This window comes from Allobosea sp. 05T439 (assembly GCF_056396005.1).
Genome location: NZ_JBFTKP010000001.1, coordinates 290,057 through 304,252, shown reverse-complemented (window position 1 = coordinate 304,252; position 14,196 = coordinate 290,057). Strand labels below are relative to the sequence as shown.

Below are 14,196 nucleotides of genomic sequence, written 5' to 3'. Positions count from 1 at the left end.
GAGGTTGCGCCGCCCCGGACGCGGCGCGCCGCTCCTCCCGTCTCACCGCCGCCGACCCGAGCCGCCCGGCCGGCCGCGCGTCAGCCCAATGTGATCGTCCCGCCGGCCACCGAACGGCGGTTGGTCAATGAGGAGATCCTGTTCGCGCTTGCGCCGAATGCGCAAGCCGAGGCGGTGCTTCGCCGCTATCGCGCGACGCAGATTGCCAGCCGGCGGTTCGCGCTTGCCGGCATGACCATCATTCGTGCGCGTCTCGAGGGCGGCCGCAGCGCCAGGGGCGTGCTGGCCGAGATGGTGAGCGATCCGCGCGTCGCCAGTGCCCAGCCGAACTATCTTTATACCTTGCAGCAGGACGAACCGAAGGGCACCGCCCAGCCGGCGGGCGCGGATGGTGTACCGGTACCGCCAGCAGGCAGGCCTGACGATGCCGAAAAAACGATCGTCATCCCGGATCTTCCTCCGATCCCGCCACTTGTCTCGACTGTGCCCAAGCGCGAGCTGCAGCCGCAATATGTGGTCGAGAAGCTGCATCTCGACGATCTGCACAAGATCGCGCGCGGTGCGGCGATCCGCGTGGCCGTGATCGATTCCGGTGCCGATACCAGCCATCCGGAGCTGCAGGGTGTTCTTGCCGGTTCCTTCGATGCGCTCGGCGGCGAAGGCCAACCCGATGCGCATGGCACTGCGATGGCGGCGGCGATCCTGGCGCAGGCGCAATTGCAGGGGATTGCTCCGGGCGCGCGGCTTCTGGCGGCGCGCGCCTTCTCGGGAGCGGCGACGACGGGGCCCGCCAATGGCACGACCTTCCATATCCTGGCGGCGCTCGACTGGGCGGCAGGCGAGGGCGCCCGCATTCTCAACTTGAGCTTCGCCGGCCCGCAGGACCGGCTGCTGTCACGCTCGCTCGCAGGGGCCAAGACCAAGGGCATGATCGCGGTCGCGGCCGCGGGCAATGGCGGAGCCAAGGCGGCGCCGCTCTATCCGGGCGCCGATCCGAATGTCATTGCCGTCACTGCGACCGATGCAGACGACAAGCCGTTCTCCGGGGCCAACCGGGGTGATTACATTGCGGTTGCCGCACCGGGAGTCGATGTGCTCGCGGCCGAGCCGCAAGGACGCTACGCCTTCTCGTCAGGCACCTCGATCGCAGCGGCCCATGTCTCGGGACTCGTGGCACTGCTGCTCGAGAAGCGTCCGGAGCTCGGCCTCGATGAGGTGCGCAGGCTCCTGAGCGAAAGCGCCGTCGATCTCGGCGGCAGGGGCAAGGACCCTGTCTTCGGAGCGGGCCGGGTCGACGGACCGGCGGCCCTGTCGCGCGCCCTGCCAATGTCGACGGCTCGCCCCTGAAAAAAAACGGCGCTGCTTTGAACCTTCTGCGCGCTTGCCGCGACCAATGGTCATGGAGGGCGAATGGTTCGCTCCCGATCGAGCTGCAGGAGACAGACGATGACCACCTTCCGGAAGAGCATGGCCGCCACTCTCGCCGCCTTCACGCTCGGCACCGCGCTCCTCGCCAGCGTAGGTGGCGCCGAAGCCCGCCCGCGCTACCGCGGCCCGTATTGGGGTGTCGGTGCCGGCATCGTCGGAGCGCTGGCCGTCGGCGGATTGCTCGCTGCCTCAACTGGCCGTGCCTATGCCGAGCCGGTCTATGAGGAGGATGCTCCCGTCCGCCGCTGCGAGCTGGTCGAGCGCATCAACCGTTTCGGCGACGTCGTCGGCCACCGCCGGGTCTGCAGCCTCTACTGAGCCAGCGCGTGGCCTCTTGCAGTCCGGCTCTCCGCAACCTCCGGAGGGCCGGACCCGTTTGAGTGTCCGGCCGCAACTGGTCCAGCCGTGAAGTGTCCGCGCTGGGCGACGCGCAGCATCGCTTGCAGAGCATGGCAATGAAATTGTCCGGCCTCTCGGCTTGCTTTAGTGAGCGACTGACTGGTTAGCCGAAACATAAGTCATAGCTCATGAATGTGACTACGCCGGTCGGGATCGCCCGTCGCGCAACAATGCCCGTGCTGATCGCCCTCAGCGTCACGCACCTGCTCAACGACATGATTCAGTCGCTGATTCCGGCTATCTATCCGATCATCAAGACCGCCTATGCGCTCGATTTCGGACAGATCGGGCTGATCACCCTGACATTTCAGGTCTCGGCCTCGCTGCTGCAGCCGCTGGTCGGTCTCTACACCGACAAGAAGCCGATGCCGTATTCGATGGTCGTCGGCATGGGGTTTTCCCTGTTCGGCCTCGTCGGCCTGGCCTTTGCCAGCAGCTATTCGCTGCTATTGCTGGCGGCAGCCTGCGTCGGCATCGGTTCATCGATCTTTCATCCCGAGGCGACGCGGATGGCGCGCAATGCGTCCGGCGGGCAGCATGGCTTGGCACAGGGGATCTTCCAGGTCGGCGGTCAGACCGGGGGCGCCCTTGGGCCCTTGCTGGCAGCCTTCATCATCGTGCCGAACGGCCAGGGCAGCCTGGCATGGTTCTCGGCGGCGGCACTGATCGCCATGGCACTGATGGTCTGGACCGCAGGGCAGTCCGCACTCGTCGGTCCGCGGCAGGTGCGCGGCAAGGTCGCGGGTGCAGCCGACCCGGTCGCCATCCCGGCACCGCCCCTGGCGAGTGTTGCTCCGGCCGTCGCAATCCTGATTATTCTGCTGTTCTCGAAGAACGCGTACAGTGCGAGCTTCAGCTCGTTCTACACCTTCTACCTGATCGGGAAGTTCGGCGTTTCCGTCCAGACCTCCCAGGTCATGCTGTTCCTGTTCCTGGGGTCCTCGGCGGCAGGGGCCCTGTTCGGCGGCATGCTCGGTGACAGGATCGGGCGCAACAAGATCATCTGGTTCTCGATCCTGGGTGCGCTGCCCTTCACGCTCGTGCTGCCCTATGCCGACCTCTTCTGGACGGGCGTCCTGACCATCATCATCAACCTGATCATGTCGAGCGCCTTCGCCGCCATCCTGATCTATGCGATGGAACTGATGCCGGGCCGCATCGGACTGGTCGGGGGCTTCTTTTACGGGCTGTCCTTCGGACTCGGTGGCATCGCGGCAGCCCTGCTCGGCGAATTTGCCGACCAGCTCGGCATCGAGACGATCTATCGAATCTGCTCGTTCCTGCCGGCGATAGGCCTGCTCGCCTGGTTCCTGCCGACCCTGAAGGAATCGCGCCATAGCTGAGCCATGGAGGGTTTGGCCTTGTCTGGCTCGTGGCCTGACAGGTCTGCGGCACGGCCCCTGACAAGCGGGCCGCTTGACCTTCTCGTCCGCTTCAGCCTCATGTCCGGCCATCATGCGCCGCCCCAAACTCCTCTTCGTCGTCACGGAAGACTGGTTCTTCGCCTCGCATTTCCTGCCGATGGCGCGCGCTGCGCGCGAGTTGGATCTGGATGTCGTCGTGATCGCGCGGGAGCGCCAGCATCGTCGCGTCATCGAGGCGACGGGCGCCCGGCTGATTGCGCTCGAAGCGGAACGGGGCAGCCTCTCGCCGCTGGCACTGGTGCGCCAGGTCCAGACACTGAAGCGTCTGATCGCAGCCGAACGGCCGGATATCCTGCACTGCATCGCGCTGAAGCCGATCGCGCTGGCAGGGCTGGCCGGCAGGCTCGCCGGGATCGACCGGCGCGTCTATGCGCTGACCGGGCTCGGCTTCCTCGGGGCCAGACAGGGGCAGCTCGCCGCCCTGGCGCGGCTGGCCGCCCGGACCTGGCTGCGTGAGGCGATCGACGGACCCGGCGTCCGCTTCCTGTTCGAGAATCCCGATGATCCGGTGACGCTGGGGTTCGATCCGCAAGACAAGGGCAAGGTCGCGATCGTCGGCGGCGCGGGGGTCGATCCGCTCGTGCTGATGCCGGAGCCGATGCCGCCGGCGCCGCCGCTCAAGGTCGCGCTGGTCGCGCGCATGCTCTGGTCGAAGGGCGTCGACCTCGCCGTCGAGGCGGTGAAGCTCGCCAGGGCGCAGGGCGCGCGCGTCGAACTCACCATCCATGGTGCGCCGGACGCGTCCAATCCGAAGGCGATCCCGGAGACGACTCTCAAGGAATGGGCTGCGCGTCCCGGCATCCATTGGGCCGGTCCGACGCGCGATATCGAGGGTGTCTGGCGGAGCCACCATCTCTGCTGCCTGCCATCGCGCGGCGGCGAAGGGCTGCCGCGAACGATCCTCGAGGCGGCGGCCTGCGGCCGGGCTATCCTGACGACCGATGTGCCGGGCTGCCGCAGCTTTGTGCGCGACGGGCAGGACGGCATGGTGGTGCCGTCGGACGATGCGGCTGCGCTCGCCAAGGCGCTGATCGTGCTCGCAGCTGCGCCGGGGCTGGTCGAGCGGATGGGCGCGAGCGCGCGCAACCGTCTGCTCGATGGCCACACCGAACGCGATGTCATGGATGCGGTGAAGGCGCTCTATCGTGGCCTCTTGGCCCGGCCCCAGACGGATGTCGCGGCGTGAGCGCGCCGCTCGCCACGCTTGATCGGCGCGGCTTCATCCTCGCGCATACGCGGCTGATGCCGGTGCCTCATGCGTCCGAAATCAGCCTGCATGTCGCCGAGGAGGCGACCGAACTCTGGCAGAAGACAGAGGACGAGCTTGCGGTCATCGGGTTGCCGCCGCCGTTCTGGGCCTTCGCCTGGGCAGGCGGACAGGCGCTGGCACGGCACCTTCTCGATCATCCCGAGATCGTGCGCGGCAAGCGCGTGCTCGATTTTGCCAGCGGCTCGGGTCTCGTCGCGATCGCGGCGGCAAAAGCCGGGGCGGCCCATGTTCAGGCTTGCGATATCGATGCTTTCGCGGCCGAGGCGATCACGCTGAACGCGGAGGCGAACGGTGTCTCGGTGACTGCAGCTCTGGAAGACCTGATCGGGCGCGATGACGGCTGGGAGCTGATCTGCGCCGGCGATGTCTGCTATGAACGGGCCATGGCGGAGAGCGTGGTCGACTGGCTTTCGGGGCTGGTTGCCCGCGGCGCCGAAGTGCTGATCGGCGATCCGGGGCGCAGCTATCTGCCGCGGCAGCGCTTGCAGGAACTGGCGACCTATGAAGTCCCCGTGACGCGCTCGCTGGAAGACGCCGAGATCAAGAAGAGCACGGTCTGGCGATTGAGTATCGCCTGACCCGATGGCCCCGATCATGGGGCATATCGTATCCGATCCCATGATCTAACGTCTGCGGTTGCATGGGCTTTCACGAAAGCCGCAATCCACTTTCCGGGCCGATGCCCTAGGAGATCGCCTCCTTCAGGTCGAGCGTTCCCTGGACGCCGATGGCGTCGTAATTGCGTTTCAGCCAGCGCTTCGCGGCAGCGCGGCCCATGTCGCGCAGCCGCAGCAGAAAGTCCCATTCCGCGTTCATGCGCGTGGAACTGGTCAACTCGGCCAGAGGCGGCCCGCCATCGATGCGGTGCATCAGCACGCGCTTGTACTCGTCCTTGGGCAGCTTGCCGGCATCGACCAGGCGATTGACGAAATCGATGGCGCGCAGCTCGCGCAGCAGCGAGGCGTTGAAGGTGATTTCGTTCAGCCGGTCCTGGATGGCGCGGGCATTGGTCGGCAGTTCCTTGCGCTGCAGAGGGTTGATCTGCACCAGCAGGATGTCGTCGCCGGTAGCCTCATAGAACAGGGGAAACAGGGCGGGGTTGCCCATATAGCCGCCGTCCCAATAGGCCTCGCCCTTGATCTCGACCGCCTGGAATAGCATCGGCAGGCACGCCGAGGCCATCAGGTGGTCGGCCGTCAGTTCGTCGCCATTGAAGACCTTGATCTTGCCTGTGCGGACATTGGTTGCGGCAATGAAGAGCTTGACCGCCCGGCACGCCTGAACCTTGTCGAAGTCGATCAGGTCGGCGATCACGCCGCGCAGCGGGTTGATGTTCAGCGGGTTGACGTCATAGGGGCTCGCGACCTTGGAAAAGAGCTCGAACCAGAGCAGTCCGGGCTGGGTGCCGTTCTTGCCCCAGGCGCCGAGCATGGTGTCGATCAGCGAACGCTCGGAGCCGCCATATTTGCCGTCGACGCTGATGCGCCGCCAGAAATTCTCGAGCTGGGTGCGGGCGCCGTCGATGCCGCCGTCGATCCAGCCCTCGCTAAGCACGACTGCGTTCATCGCACCGGCGCTGGTGCCAGACAGCGCCTCGATGGCGAGGCGTCCGTCCTCGAGGATCGCATCGAGCACGCCCCAGGTGAAGGCGCCATGGGCGCCACCACCCTGGAGAGCAAGGGAAACGCTCTTCTCGGCCTTGGGACCGGCGAGGCCCTCGACCAGACGCGCGCCGGTCCTGCGCCTGCCGGTCACGCTGCGGTCCAGCCGCCATCCATCGGCAAGGTGGCACCGGTGATAGATTTCGCCGCATCCGTGCAAAGGAAGATCGCGAGCGCCGCGACCTGCTCGACCGTCACGAACTCCTTGGTGGGCTGGGCCTCGAGCAGCACGTCATTGATGACCTGCTCCTTGGTCAACCCGCGCGCCTTCATCGTATCGGGGATCTGCTTCTCGACCAGCGGGGTCCAGACGTAGCCGGGTGCGATGGCGTTGACCGTGATGCCTTTGGTTGCGACTTCAAGCGCGACCGTCTTGGTGAAGCCGGCAATGCCGTGCTTGGCCGAGACATAGGCCGACTTGAAGGGCGAGGCGACAAAGGCATGGGCCGACGCAGTGTTGATGATCCGGCCCCAGCCCTTGCGCTTCATTCCGGGCAGCGCGGCGCGGGTGGTGTGGAAGGCCGAGGACAGGTTGATCGCGATGATCTGGTCCCATTTCTCGATTGGGAACTCGTCGACCGGCGCGACATGCTGGATCCCGGCATTGTTCACCAGGATGTCGATGGCGCCGAATGTCTTCTCCGCCTCCGCAACCATGGCGGCGATCTCGGCCGGCTTGGTCATGTCGGCCGGCGAGAACTGGGCCTTGATTCCGAACTCCTTCTCGAGTCCGCTGCGCAGCGCCTCGGCATCGGGGGCCGGCATGATGCCGTTGATGACAAGATGGGCGCCTTCCCTGGCGAGTGCGCGCGCATAGGCGAGACCGATGCCGGAGGTCGATCCGGTGACGAGGGCGGTACGATCTTTAAGGAACATGAGCGTCGAGGCTCCTGACACGGGCTGAGAAAATGCTTACGTTGCATATTTGAACGGGCAGTCTTTCCGTCCCCGCAAAGGCGGTCGCGGCACGTTGCCCGATGTAGTATTGCAACGCAACATGATGAAAATGCAGCCACACGCCCACGCGCATGACGGCCATGACCATGCGGCCTGTCGCCATGCCCAGGATCACCAGCGTCATGCCGCGGAAGCGCTGGCGCGCGCCGAGAAGCTCTGCCGGGAGCGCGGCCTGAGACTGACGCCGATCCGTCGCAAGGCCCTGGAGGCCCTGCATGCCGACCATCGCCCGGTCGGCGCCTATGATCTGGCCGATCGCATTTCGCCGCCCGGTGGCCGGCGTCTCGCGCCGATCTCGGTCTATCGCGCCCTGGATTTCCTGGTCGAGCAGGGGTTCGTGCACCGCCTGAGCTCGCGCAATGCCTATGTCGCCTGCCTGCACGGTAACGGCGCCAGCGACGTTGTCGCCTTCCTGATCTGCGAGACCTGTGGCGGCGTCGACGAGGATTCCTCGCCGGCCATGCGGCAGGCGGTGGCGGCGATCGTACATGGGCGACAATTCGTGCCCTCGCATCAGGTCGTCGAGATCGTCGGTCGCTGCGACCATTGCCGGAGCGCACATCCCCATGAATGAAACGGTTCTTACGGCCGCGCTTGCCGATGTCGCCGGGCCGCGGCCGCGCCGCTACACAGTTCCGGTTAAGGTCGGAACCGTCGAGGTTGGCGGCGGCGCGCCGATCGTCGTGCAGTCTATGACGAATACCGATACTGCCGATATCGCGGCCACCGTCGGGCAGGTCGCCGCGCTTGCGCGTGCGGGGTCCGAGCTCGTTCGCATCACCGTCGATCGTGACGAGGCTGCGGCTGCCGTGCCGCATATCCGCGAGCGCCTCGATATCCTCKGCATCGACGTGCCGCTGGTCGGCGATTTCCACTATATCGGCCACAAGCTGCTGACGGATCACCCGGCCTGCGCGGAGGCGCTGGCAAAATACCGGATCAATCCCGGCAATGTCGGCTTCAAGGACAAGAAGGACCGGCAATTCGGCCAGATCGTCGAGCTCGCGATCAAGCATGGCAAGGCAGTCCGTATCGGCGCCAACTGGGGCTCGCTCGATCAGGAGCTGCTGACCGCGCTGATGGACGAGAATGCCTCCTCCCCGCAGCCACTCGATGCGCGGGCAGTGATGCGCGAGGCCATGGTGCAGTCGGCCCTGCTCTCGGCTCAACGGGCCGAAGAGATCGGGCTGGCCAAGGACCGCATCATCCTTTCGGCCAAGGTCTCGGGCGTGCAGGATCTGATCGCGGTCTACCGGACGCTTGCGGAGCGCGGCGACTATGCCATTCATCTCGGCCTGACCGAAGCGGGCATGGGGTCGAAGGGGCTGGTCGCGTCCTCGGCTGCGCTCGGTATCCTGCTGCAGGAAGGCATCGGCGACACGATCCGCTTCTCGCTGACCCCGGAGCCCGGCGGCGACCGGACGCTGGAGGTCAAGGCGTCGCAGGAATTGCTGCAGACCATGGGGTTCCGCGCCTTCGTGCCGCTGGTCGCGGCCTGTCCCGGCTGCGGCCGCACGACATCGACGGTGTTCCAGGAACTGGCGCGGGATATCCAGAACTGGATTTCGTCCTCGATGCCGGACTGGAAGACCCGCTATCCCGGCGTCGAGATGCTGAACGTCGCGGTGATGGGTTGCATCGTGAATGGGCCGGGCGAATCCAAGCATGCCGATATCGGCATCTCGCTGCCGGGAACGGGCGAGGTCCCGACCGCTCCGGTCTTCGTCGACGGCAAGAAGGTCGCGACATTGCGCGGCGCCGGAATCGCATCCGAATTCAAGGACATGGTCAACGCCTATATCGAGCGACGCTACGGGATGCGCGCCGATGCGGCGGAATGAGCCGGCTCTCCTTGTGCGCGGTTCGGCCGCGCGCCTTTGCGCGGTGGCGGCGTTATGTTAGAGGCCCCGGCCTTTCGCTGCATTGCAGCACCCGCGGAGAACCCTGATGGGGCATGAGCAGCCGACTCCGCCGACCGGACAGGTTGGCGAGACACGTTTCGGCCTTGAAGACGGGCACGGCTCTTCTGCGACAGGCGGGCATTCGACCGCAAGCTACACGGCTCTCGCACTTGGGGCGCTTGGCGTCGTCTATGGCGATATCGGTACGAGCCCGCTTTACGCCCTGCGCGAGACCATCGTTACGGCCGCGGCGGTGCATAGCGGCGGCGGGAGTGAAGTGGCGGCGGTGCCGCGCGACATCGTCATTGGCGTGCTTTCGCTGATCCTGTGGTCGCTCGTCATTGTCGTCACGCTGAAATATGTCGTGCTGCTGATGCGAGCCGACAATAATGGCGAAGGCGGCATCCTGACATTGGTGGCGCTGGCGCAGCGCGCGCTTGGCCGCATGCGGGGAGGAGTGGTGCTCTTCCTCGGCATGGCCGGCGCTGCTCTGTTCTATGGCGATGCGGTGATTACACCCGCGATCTCGGTGCTCTCCGCGGTCGAAGGCATCAAGCTCGTGACGCCGGCTCTCGACGACTACGTCGTCACGATCGCGTCCGTGATCCTCGTCGGCCTGTTCATGGTGCAAAGCCATGGCACCGCCAAGGTGGCGACCTTCTTCGGGCCGATCATGCTGATCTGGTTCGCGACCCTGGCGGGGCTCGGCATTCTCCACATCGCGGACGATGTCGGCGTGCTCGCAGCGATCAATCCCTATTATGGCCTGCGCTTCTTCGTCGATCATCCGAACGTGTCGCTGGCCGTGCTCGGCTCGGTCTGCCTGGCCGTGACGGGCGCAGAAGCGCTCTATGCCGACATGGGCCATTTCGGCCGTGGACCGATCCGCAGCGCCTGGATCTACCTCGTCTTCCCGGCTCTCGTGCTGAACTATCTCGGCCAGGGCGCGCTGGTTCTGTCCGACCCGACCGCGATCGACAACCCGTTCTACAAGCTGGCGCCGGAAGGCTTCATCCTGCCGCTCGTGATCATGGCGACGGTTGCAACGATCATTGCCAGTCAGGCCGTGATCACCGGGGCCTTCTCGCTGACCCGACAGGCGATCCAGCTCGGCCTGATGCCGCGCCTGGAAATCCGCCATACCTCCGAGCACACCTCCGGGCAGATCTATATTCCGCGCATCAACATGCTGCTGCTGCTCGTGGTGCTGCTGCTGGTCTGGAGCTTCAAGACGTCGTCGAGCCTCTCGCACGCCTATGGCATCGCGGTGTTCGGCACGATGGTCGTCAGTTCGCTGCTCGCCTTCATCGTCATCGAGAAGAGCTGGGGCTGGAGCCGCCCGGCCGCCGCGGCGTTGATCCTGCCGTTCCTCGTGATCGACGTCGCATTCTTTACCGCGAACCTGCTGAAGCTCTTCAGTGGCGGCTATATGCCGGTGCTGCTGGCCATCGCCCTGGTCGTCCTGATGGCGACCTGGGTGCGCGGCACCCGGATCCTGTTCGACAAGACCCGCAAGACCGATGTCCCGCTGCTCGAGCTGGTCGCGATGCTCTCCAAGAGCCCGCCTGTCCGGGTCAAGGGCATGGCGGTGTTCCTGACCAGCGACCCGCAGACGGCCCCGGCTTCGCTGCTGCACAACCTGAAGCACAACAAGGTGCTGCATGATCGCAACGTTATCCTGACCGTGCGCTCGGCCGATACGCCACGCGTCGCCGACGAAGAGCGCGTTCGCCTCTCGCGCATCACCGACGATTTCTGGCGTGTCGAACTGGTCTATGGCTACATGGAGAGCCCGAACGTGCCCAAAGGGCTCGCCATGCTGCGCAAGCAGGGCTTCAAGTTCGACATCATGTCGACCTCGTTCTTCCTGTCGCGGCGCTCGATCAAGGCCTCACCGCAATCGGGCATGCCGATCTGGCAGGACAAGCTCTATATCACCCTGACCAAGAGCGCGACGGACGCGACCAGCTTCTTCCAGATCCCGACGGGACGCGTGGTCGAGGTCGGGACGCAAGTGACGGTGTAGCGCAGGATGATGAGGACGGCGGCGAGCCGACCCCGTCCCTGATTGCAGCCTGCCGATGTTCGGGCCTGGATCGCGGGCCTTTCCTGGGGCGCCGGTGAAGGCGGCCAAGGCGCGGTGTCATTCCAGGATGCGCGTCTCGTAGGCATAGAGCCGGCGAAAGCCGAGGCTCGCATAGAGGCTGATCGCGACCGCATTCGTCTGGTCGACCTGGAGATAGGCACGGTCGCAAGCGAGCAGCTGCGCCCAGGACATGAGCCCGGAAACCATGCGCCGGCCAAGTCCCTGTCCGCGGTGACCGGGATCGACGACGATCGAGCCGATCTCGGCCATGCCGCGCTCGGCGACGCACATGCCATAGGCTACCGGCTCGCCGCCATGGAACAGCGTGGCGAAAGCCGCAGGCAGGCGCACCTTCTCGACGATCGCCGCCAGCTTGGTCTCGCTGCGTCTCGAGCCGGTCTGGTGCGACGTCACTCCCGCAATCCAGTCCCGGCTCGGACGGGCCTCGATCTGAAGCGCGGGTTCGACCTCCGGCGGCTTGCCGTCGAGATCGGCGATCAGCCCAAAGGATGCATCCTTCAGCCGGTAGCCGCGGGCGAGGATGCGCTCGCGCGTTGCTGCCGAGATCAGCGGGGTCAGCCTGACACAGGGCGGGAGGCCGTCGGCCTTGTAGAATTCCTCGATCAGTTCAAGGGTCGCATCGTCGAGTTCGGCCTCCGGCTTCAAGGGCGAGGCGGAATTCGCCCGGCCGGAATAGCCGTTGGCGAAGCGCACGACCCAGTCGCCGATCAGCAGCGTCGAGGGAGCCGGCCAGGCGTTGACGATGCGCCTTTCGCATTCGGCGATGCATGCCGGATCGTACGGAACATCAGAGATCATCAGGCGCCTCGTGCCGCGCGGGGTTGAGGCCGCCAGCCCGGTGGCGCCATCTCGAAGCCGGAGAAGTCGAAACCGGGCGCGACCGTGCAGCCGACCAGCGTCCAGGCACCGAGCGACGTCGCACTTTGCCACCAGCCGGTCGGCACCACGAATTGCGGGCGCTGTCCGGCGAGGAGATCGCGGCCGAGATGATGCGCCGAGGAGTCATGGCCGTTTGGGGACACGCTGATCACCAACGGCGCACCGGCATAGTGATGCCAGATCTCGGCTGCATCGATGCGGTGCCATTCCGATGTCTCGCCGGTGTCGAGCAGATAATAGATCGCCGTCGAAAAGCCGCGCCCCTCCGGTCCTGCCCCGTCGCGAAAGGTCTCGCGATAATGCCCGCCTTCCGGATGCGGCTTGAGCTCGAGCAGGCGAATGATCCCTGCCGCGCTCAACCCGTCGAGCCGGTTCATCGTCATCGCTCAGAACCTGTTCTTGGCTTCACGAAGGGCGGCGAAGACCTTGCCGGGTTCACCCCCGGCAAGGCCGGCAGAGGTTGCGAGCGCGGCTTGTCCGGCGCGGAAGAAGGGGTTGGTGGCCTTTTCCTCGCCGATCGTGGTCAGCGCCCAGAACCGCCCGGCCGCCTTGGCCGCTTCGGCCTCGGCGAGCCTGGTCTTCAGCACGGCATTGGCGGGATCCACGGACACCGCGAAACGGGCGTTGGCGAGGGTGTAGTCGTGCCCCGTGATCAGCTGGGTGTCGTCGGGCAGGGTCATGATCCGCGACAGCGACGTCCACATGGCGGGCAACTGCCCGGGCTGAACGCGTCCGCAACCCATGACGAAGACGACATCGCCTACGAGCGCGAGCCGGGTCTGCTCGCCGACAAAGGTCAGATGCCCATCGGCGTGGCCGGGCGTGTGCCAGACGTCGAAGACGAAGCCTCCGAGTGGAACGCGATCGCCTTCGCCGACGACGGTGTCGACGGGGGCAGCGTCCCGGGCGTCCGCGGGGCCGTAGACTGTCGCGCCCGTGGCTTGCTTGAGCGCGGCGACGCCCTGGACATGGTCGAAATGGGAATGGGTGATGAAGATGTCGGAGATGGCCCAGCCCTTCTCCTCGGCTGCGGCCAGCACCTCCTTTGCGTCGGGGACGTCGACCGCCGCGCAGGCATGGGTCGCGGGATCGCGAATCAAGGCGCCGGCATTGTCGCTCAGCGTGCGGAAGATATGGATGTCGAGGGACATGGAAGGCTCCTGGCGCGGGAAGCGAAGGATAACCGCCGGGAGGCGATCAGCGCATCATGAATTGGGGCATGACCGGCACGCGATCAAGCATGGCCGTGTGCTGCCCGAGCAGAACCCGGTGCCCTTGCGTCGGCGCCACCGCCGGTCCATTTCATGTTCATGGCTCTCGACGTCGTCGACCTTCGCGCCTTCTATGCCAGTCCCCTCGGCCATGTCGCCCGGCGCTTCATCGGCCGGGCGATGCTGCGTTTCTGGCCGGATTGCGGACGCCAGCGCCTGCTCGGCCTGGGTTTCTGCACCCCCTACCTGACGGTGCTTGGCGCCAATGCCGAGCGCGTGCTCGCCTTCATGCCGGCGGCGCAAGGCGTGGTGAACTGGCCGTCGGAAGGTCTCTCGGCCTCGGCCTTGGTCGAGCCGACGCTGCTGCCCTTGCCGACAGCCTCGGTCGATAGGGTCGTGCTGGTTCATGCTCTTGAGGAGACAGAGAGCCCCGACGACCTGCTCGACGAGGTGGCGCGCGTGCTCAGTCCCGGTGGCCGCATGCTCGTCGTCGCGCCCAATCGCCGTGGGCTCTGGGCCCGGATGGACGGAACGCCCTTCGGTCACGGCCGCCCGTTCAGCCGCTCACAGCTCGAATCGCTGATGCGCGGCGCGACTTTCGCTCCGGAGAACTGGGCCGAGGCGCTCTATGTGCCCCCGCTCAAACGCAAGCTGTTCATGCGCTCCGCCCCAGCCTGGGAGCGGGTTGGCTCGGGGCTGTCGCTGCCCTTCGCTGGCGTCCATGTCATCGATGCGACCAAGCAGTTCTATCGCCGGGCGCCGCTGCGTGCGACGCGGCGCAGTTTTGCCTTTCGTCCCGTCCTGCTGCCCCAGCCCACCCCGACGCCACGATTGGGCGAAACGCCGGACAAGCGCCCGGCGGGTTGACAATCACAGCGTGGCACGGCCAAGGTCCGCCGCTTTTCGGGCCCCGGTCTTCCGTCTCCCCCTGCGGATCGACGGCCCCGCCCCAGAACTGG

Annotated in this window: 14 protein-coding genes; 9 read left to right on the top strand and 5 right to left on the bottom strand. The window is 66.1% G+C overall.

Going from position 1 to position 14,196, the window contains the following annotated elements; genetic code table 11:
• Positions 1-90: 90 nt before the first annotated feature.
• The 5 genes from AC1DIO_RS01355 (at position 91) to AC1DIO_RS01335 (ending at position 5,099) form a co-directional block, all read left to right on the top strand.
• Positions 91-1,347, top strand: a complete 1,257-nt coding sequence (locus AC1DIO_RS01355; protein ID WP_441504291.1) for a S8 family serine peptidase — start codon at positions 91-93, stop codon at positions 1,345-1,347.
• Between the two features lie 99 nt (positions 1,348-1,446).
• Positions 1,447-1,746, top strand: a complete 300-nt coding sequence (locus AC1DIO_RS01350; protein WP_441504292.1) for a hypothetical protein — start codon at positions 1,447-1,449, stop codon at positions 1,744-1,746.
• A 209-nt stretch (positions 1,747-1,955) separates the two neighbouring features.
• Positions 1,956-3,170 (top strand): MFS transporter, encoded by a 1,215-nt coding sequence (locus tag AC1DIO_RS01345; protein ID WP_476832217.1) that lies wholly within the window; start codon positions 1,956-1,958, stop codon positions 3,168-3,170.
• A gap of 112 nt (positions 3,171-3,282) precedes the next feature.
• Complete coding sequence (locus tag AC1DIO_RS01340; RefSeq protein WP_441504294.1) at positions 3,283-4,437, top strand: glycosyltransferase; 1,155 nt, start codon at positions 3,283-3,285, stop codon at positions 4,435-4,437.
• Between the two features lie 56 nt (positions 4,438-4,493).
• Entirely contained in the window at positions 4,494-5,099 is a 606-nt protein-coding gene (locus AC1DIO_RS01335; RefSeq protein WP_441488328.1) for a class I SAM-dependent methyltransferase, read from the top strand.
• Between the two features lie 106 nt (positions 5,100-5,205).
• On the opposite strand, the gene AC1DIO_RS01330 is transcribed toward AC1DIO_RS01335, so the two are convergent.
• Positions 5,206-6,276 (bottom strand): patatin-like phospholipase family protein, encoded by a 1,071-nt coding sequence (locus AC1DIO_RS01330; protein ID WP_441487850.1) that lies wholly within the window; start codon positions 6,274-6,276, stop codon positions 5,206-5,208.
• Entirely contained in the window at positions 6,273-7,058 is a 786-nt protein-coding gene (locus tag AC1DIO_RS01325; protein WP_441487851.1) for a 3-hydroxybutyrate dehydrogenase, read from the bottom strand. The genes AC1DIO_RS01330 and AC1DIO_RS01325 overlap by 4 nt, the downstream gene beginning before the upstream one ends.
• A 130-nt stretch (positions 7,059-7,188) precedes the next feature.
• Here AC1DIO_RS01325 and AC1DIO_RS01320 point away from each other — a divergent pair, with 130 nt between their 5' ends.
• The 3 genes from AC1DIO_RS01320 (at position 7,189) to AC1DIO_RS01310 (ending at position 11,066) form a co-directional block, all read left to right on the top strand.
• A complete protein-coding gene (locus AC1DIO_RS01320) occupies positions 7,189-7,713 on the top strand; it encodes a transcriptional repressor (RefSeq protein ID WP_476853045.1) in 525 nt (174 codons plus the stop codon).
• Positions 7,706-8,980 (top strand): flavodoxin-dependent (E)-4-hydroxy-3-methylbut-2-enyl-diphosphate synthase, encoded by a 1,275-nt coding sequence (ispG, locus tag AC1DIO_RS01315; protein WP_476853044.1) that lies wholly within the window; start codon positions 7,706-7,708, stop codon positions 8,978-8,980. The genes AC1DIO_RS01320 and ispG overlap by 8 nt, the downstream gene beginning before the upstream one ends.
• Before the next feature lie 106 nt (positions 8,981-9,086).
• Positions 9,087-11,066 carry a potassium transporter Kup gene (locus AC1DIO_RS01310; protein WP_476775336.1) on the top strand — a complete coding sequence of 660 codons (1,980 nt, stop codon included), beginning with the start codon at positions 9,087-9,089 and terminating at the stop codon, positions 11,064-11,066.
• A 117-nt stretch (positions 11,067-11,183) separates the two neighbouring features.
• Here the strand turns inward: AC1DIO_RS01310 and AC1DIO_RS01305 are convergent, their stop codons facing one another.
• The 3 genes from AC1DIO_RS01305 to gloB are packed head-to-tail and all read right to left on the bottom strand — an operon-like array spanning position 11,184 to position 13,177.
• Positions 11,184-11,945 (bottom strand): GNAT family N-acetyltransferase, encoded by a 762-nt coding sequence (locus AC1DIO_RS01305; RefSeq protein ID WP_476832216.1) that lies wholly within the window; start codon positions 11,943-11,945, stop codon positions 11,184-11,186.
• Positions 11,945-12,403 (bottom strand): cupin domain-containing protein, encoded by a 459-nt coding sequence (locus AC1DIO_RS01300; RefSeq protein ID WP_476832230.1) that lies wholly within the window; start codon positions 12,401-12,403, stop codon positions 11,945-11,947. The genes AC1DIO_RS01305 and AC1DIO_RS01300 overlap by 1 nt, the downstream gene beginning before the upstream one ends.
• 9 nt (positions 12,404-12,412) lie before the next feature.
• Positions 12,413-13,177, bottom strand: coding sequence for a hydroxyacylglutathione hydrolase (gene gloB / locus AC1DIO_RS01295; protein ID WP_441487856.1), 765 nt, complete (start codon positions 13,175-13,177; stop codon positions 12,413-12,415).
• Positions 13,178-13,336: 159 nt separating this feature from the next.
• Between gloB and AC1DIO_RS01290 the strand changes: the two genes are divergently transcribed.
• A complete protein-coding gene (locus tag AC1DIO_RS01290; protein WP_441488330.1) occupies positions 13,337-14,104 on the top strand; it encodes a class I SAM-dependent methyltransferase in 768 nt (255 codons plus the stop codon).
• Positions 14,105-14,196 lie beyond the last annotated feature (92 nt).

What these genes read in the sequence shown, in the direction of transcription:
- AC1DIO_RS01310 (WP_476775336.1), top strand. Translation starts at nt 9,087, where the DNA reads ATGGGGCATGAGCAGCCGACTCCGCCGACCGGACAGGTTGGCGAGACA.
- AC1DIO_RS01345 (WP_476832217.1), top strand. Translation starts at nt 1,956, where the DNA reads ATGAATGTGACTACGCCGGTCGGGATCGCCCGTCGCGCAACAATGCCC.
- AC1DIO_RS01290 (WP_441488330.1), top strand. Translation starts at nt 13,337, where the DNA reads ATGGCTCTCGACGTCGTCGACCTTCGCGCCTTCTATGCCAGTCCCCTC.
- AC1DIO_RS01350 (WP_441504292.1), top strand. Translation starts at nt 1,447, where the DNA reads ATGACCACCTTCCGGAAGAGCATGGCCGCCACTCTCGCCGCCTTCACG.
- AC1DIO_RS01305 (WP_476832216.1), bottom strand. Translation starts at nt 11,945, where the DNA reads ATGATCTCTGATGTTCCGTACGATCCGGCATGCATCGCCGAATGCGAA.
- gloB (WP_441487856.1), bottom strand. Translation starts at nt 13,177, where the DNA reads ATGTCCCTCGACATCCATATCTTCCGCACGCTGAGCGACAATGCCGGC.
- AC1DIO_RS01340 (WP_441504294.1), top strand. Translation starts at nt 3,283, where the DNA reads ATGCGCCGCCCCAAACTCCTCTTCGTCGTCACGGAAGACTGGTTCTTC.
- AC1DIO_RS01325 (WP_441487851.1), bottom strand. Translation starts at nt 7,058, where the DNA reads ATGTTCCTTAAAGATCGTACCGCCCTCGTCACCGGATCGACCTCCGGC.
- AC1DIO_RS01320 (WP_476853045.1), top strand. Translation starts at nt 7,189, where the DNA reads ATGCAGCCACACGCCCACGCGCATGACGGCCATGACCATGCGGCCTGT.
- AC1DIO_RS01335 (WP_441488328.1), top strand. Translation starts at nt 4,494, where the DNA reads ATGCCGGTGCCTCATGCGTCCGAAATCAGCCTGCATGTCGCCGAGGAG.
- AC1DIO_RS01300 (WP_476832230.1), bottom strand. Translation starts at nt 12,403, where the DNA reads ATGAACCGGCTCGACGGGTTGAGCGCGGCAGGGATCATTCGCCTGCTC.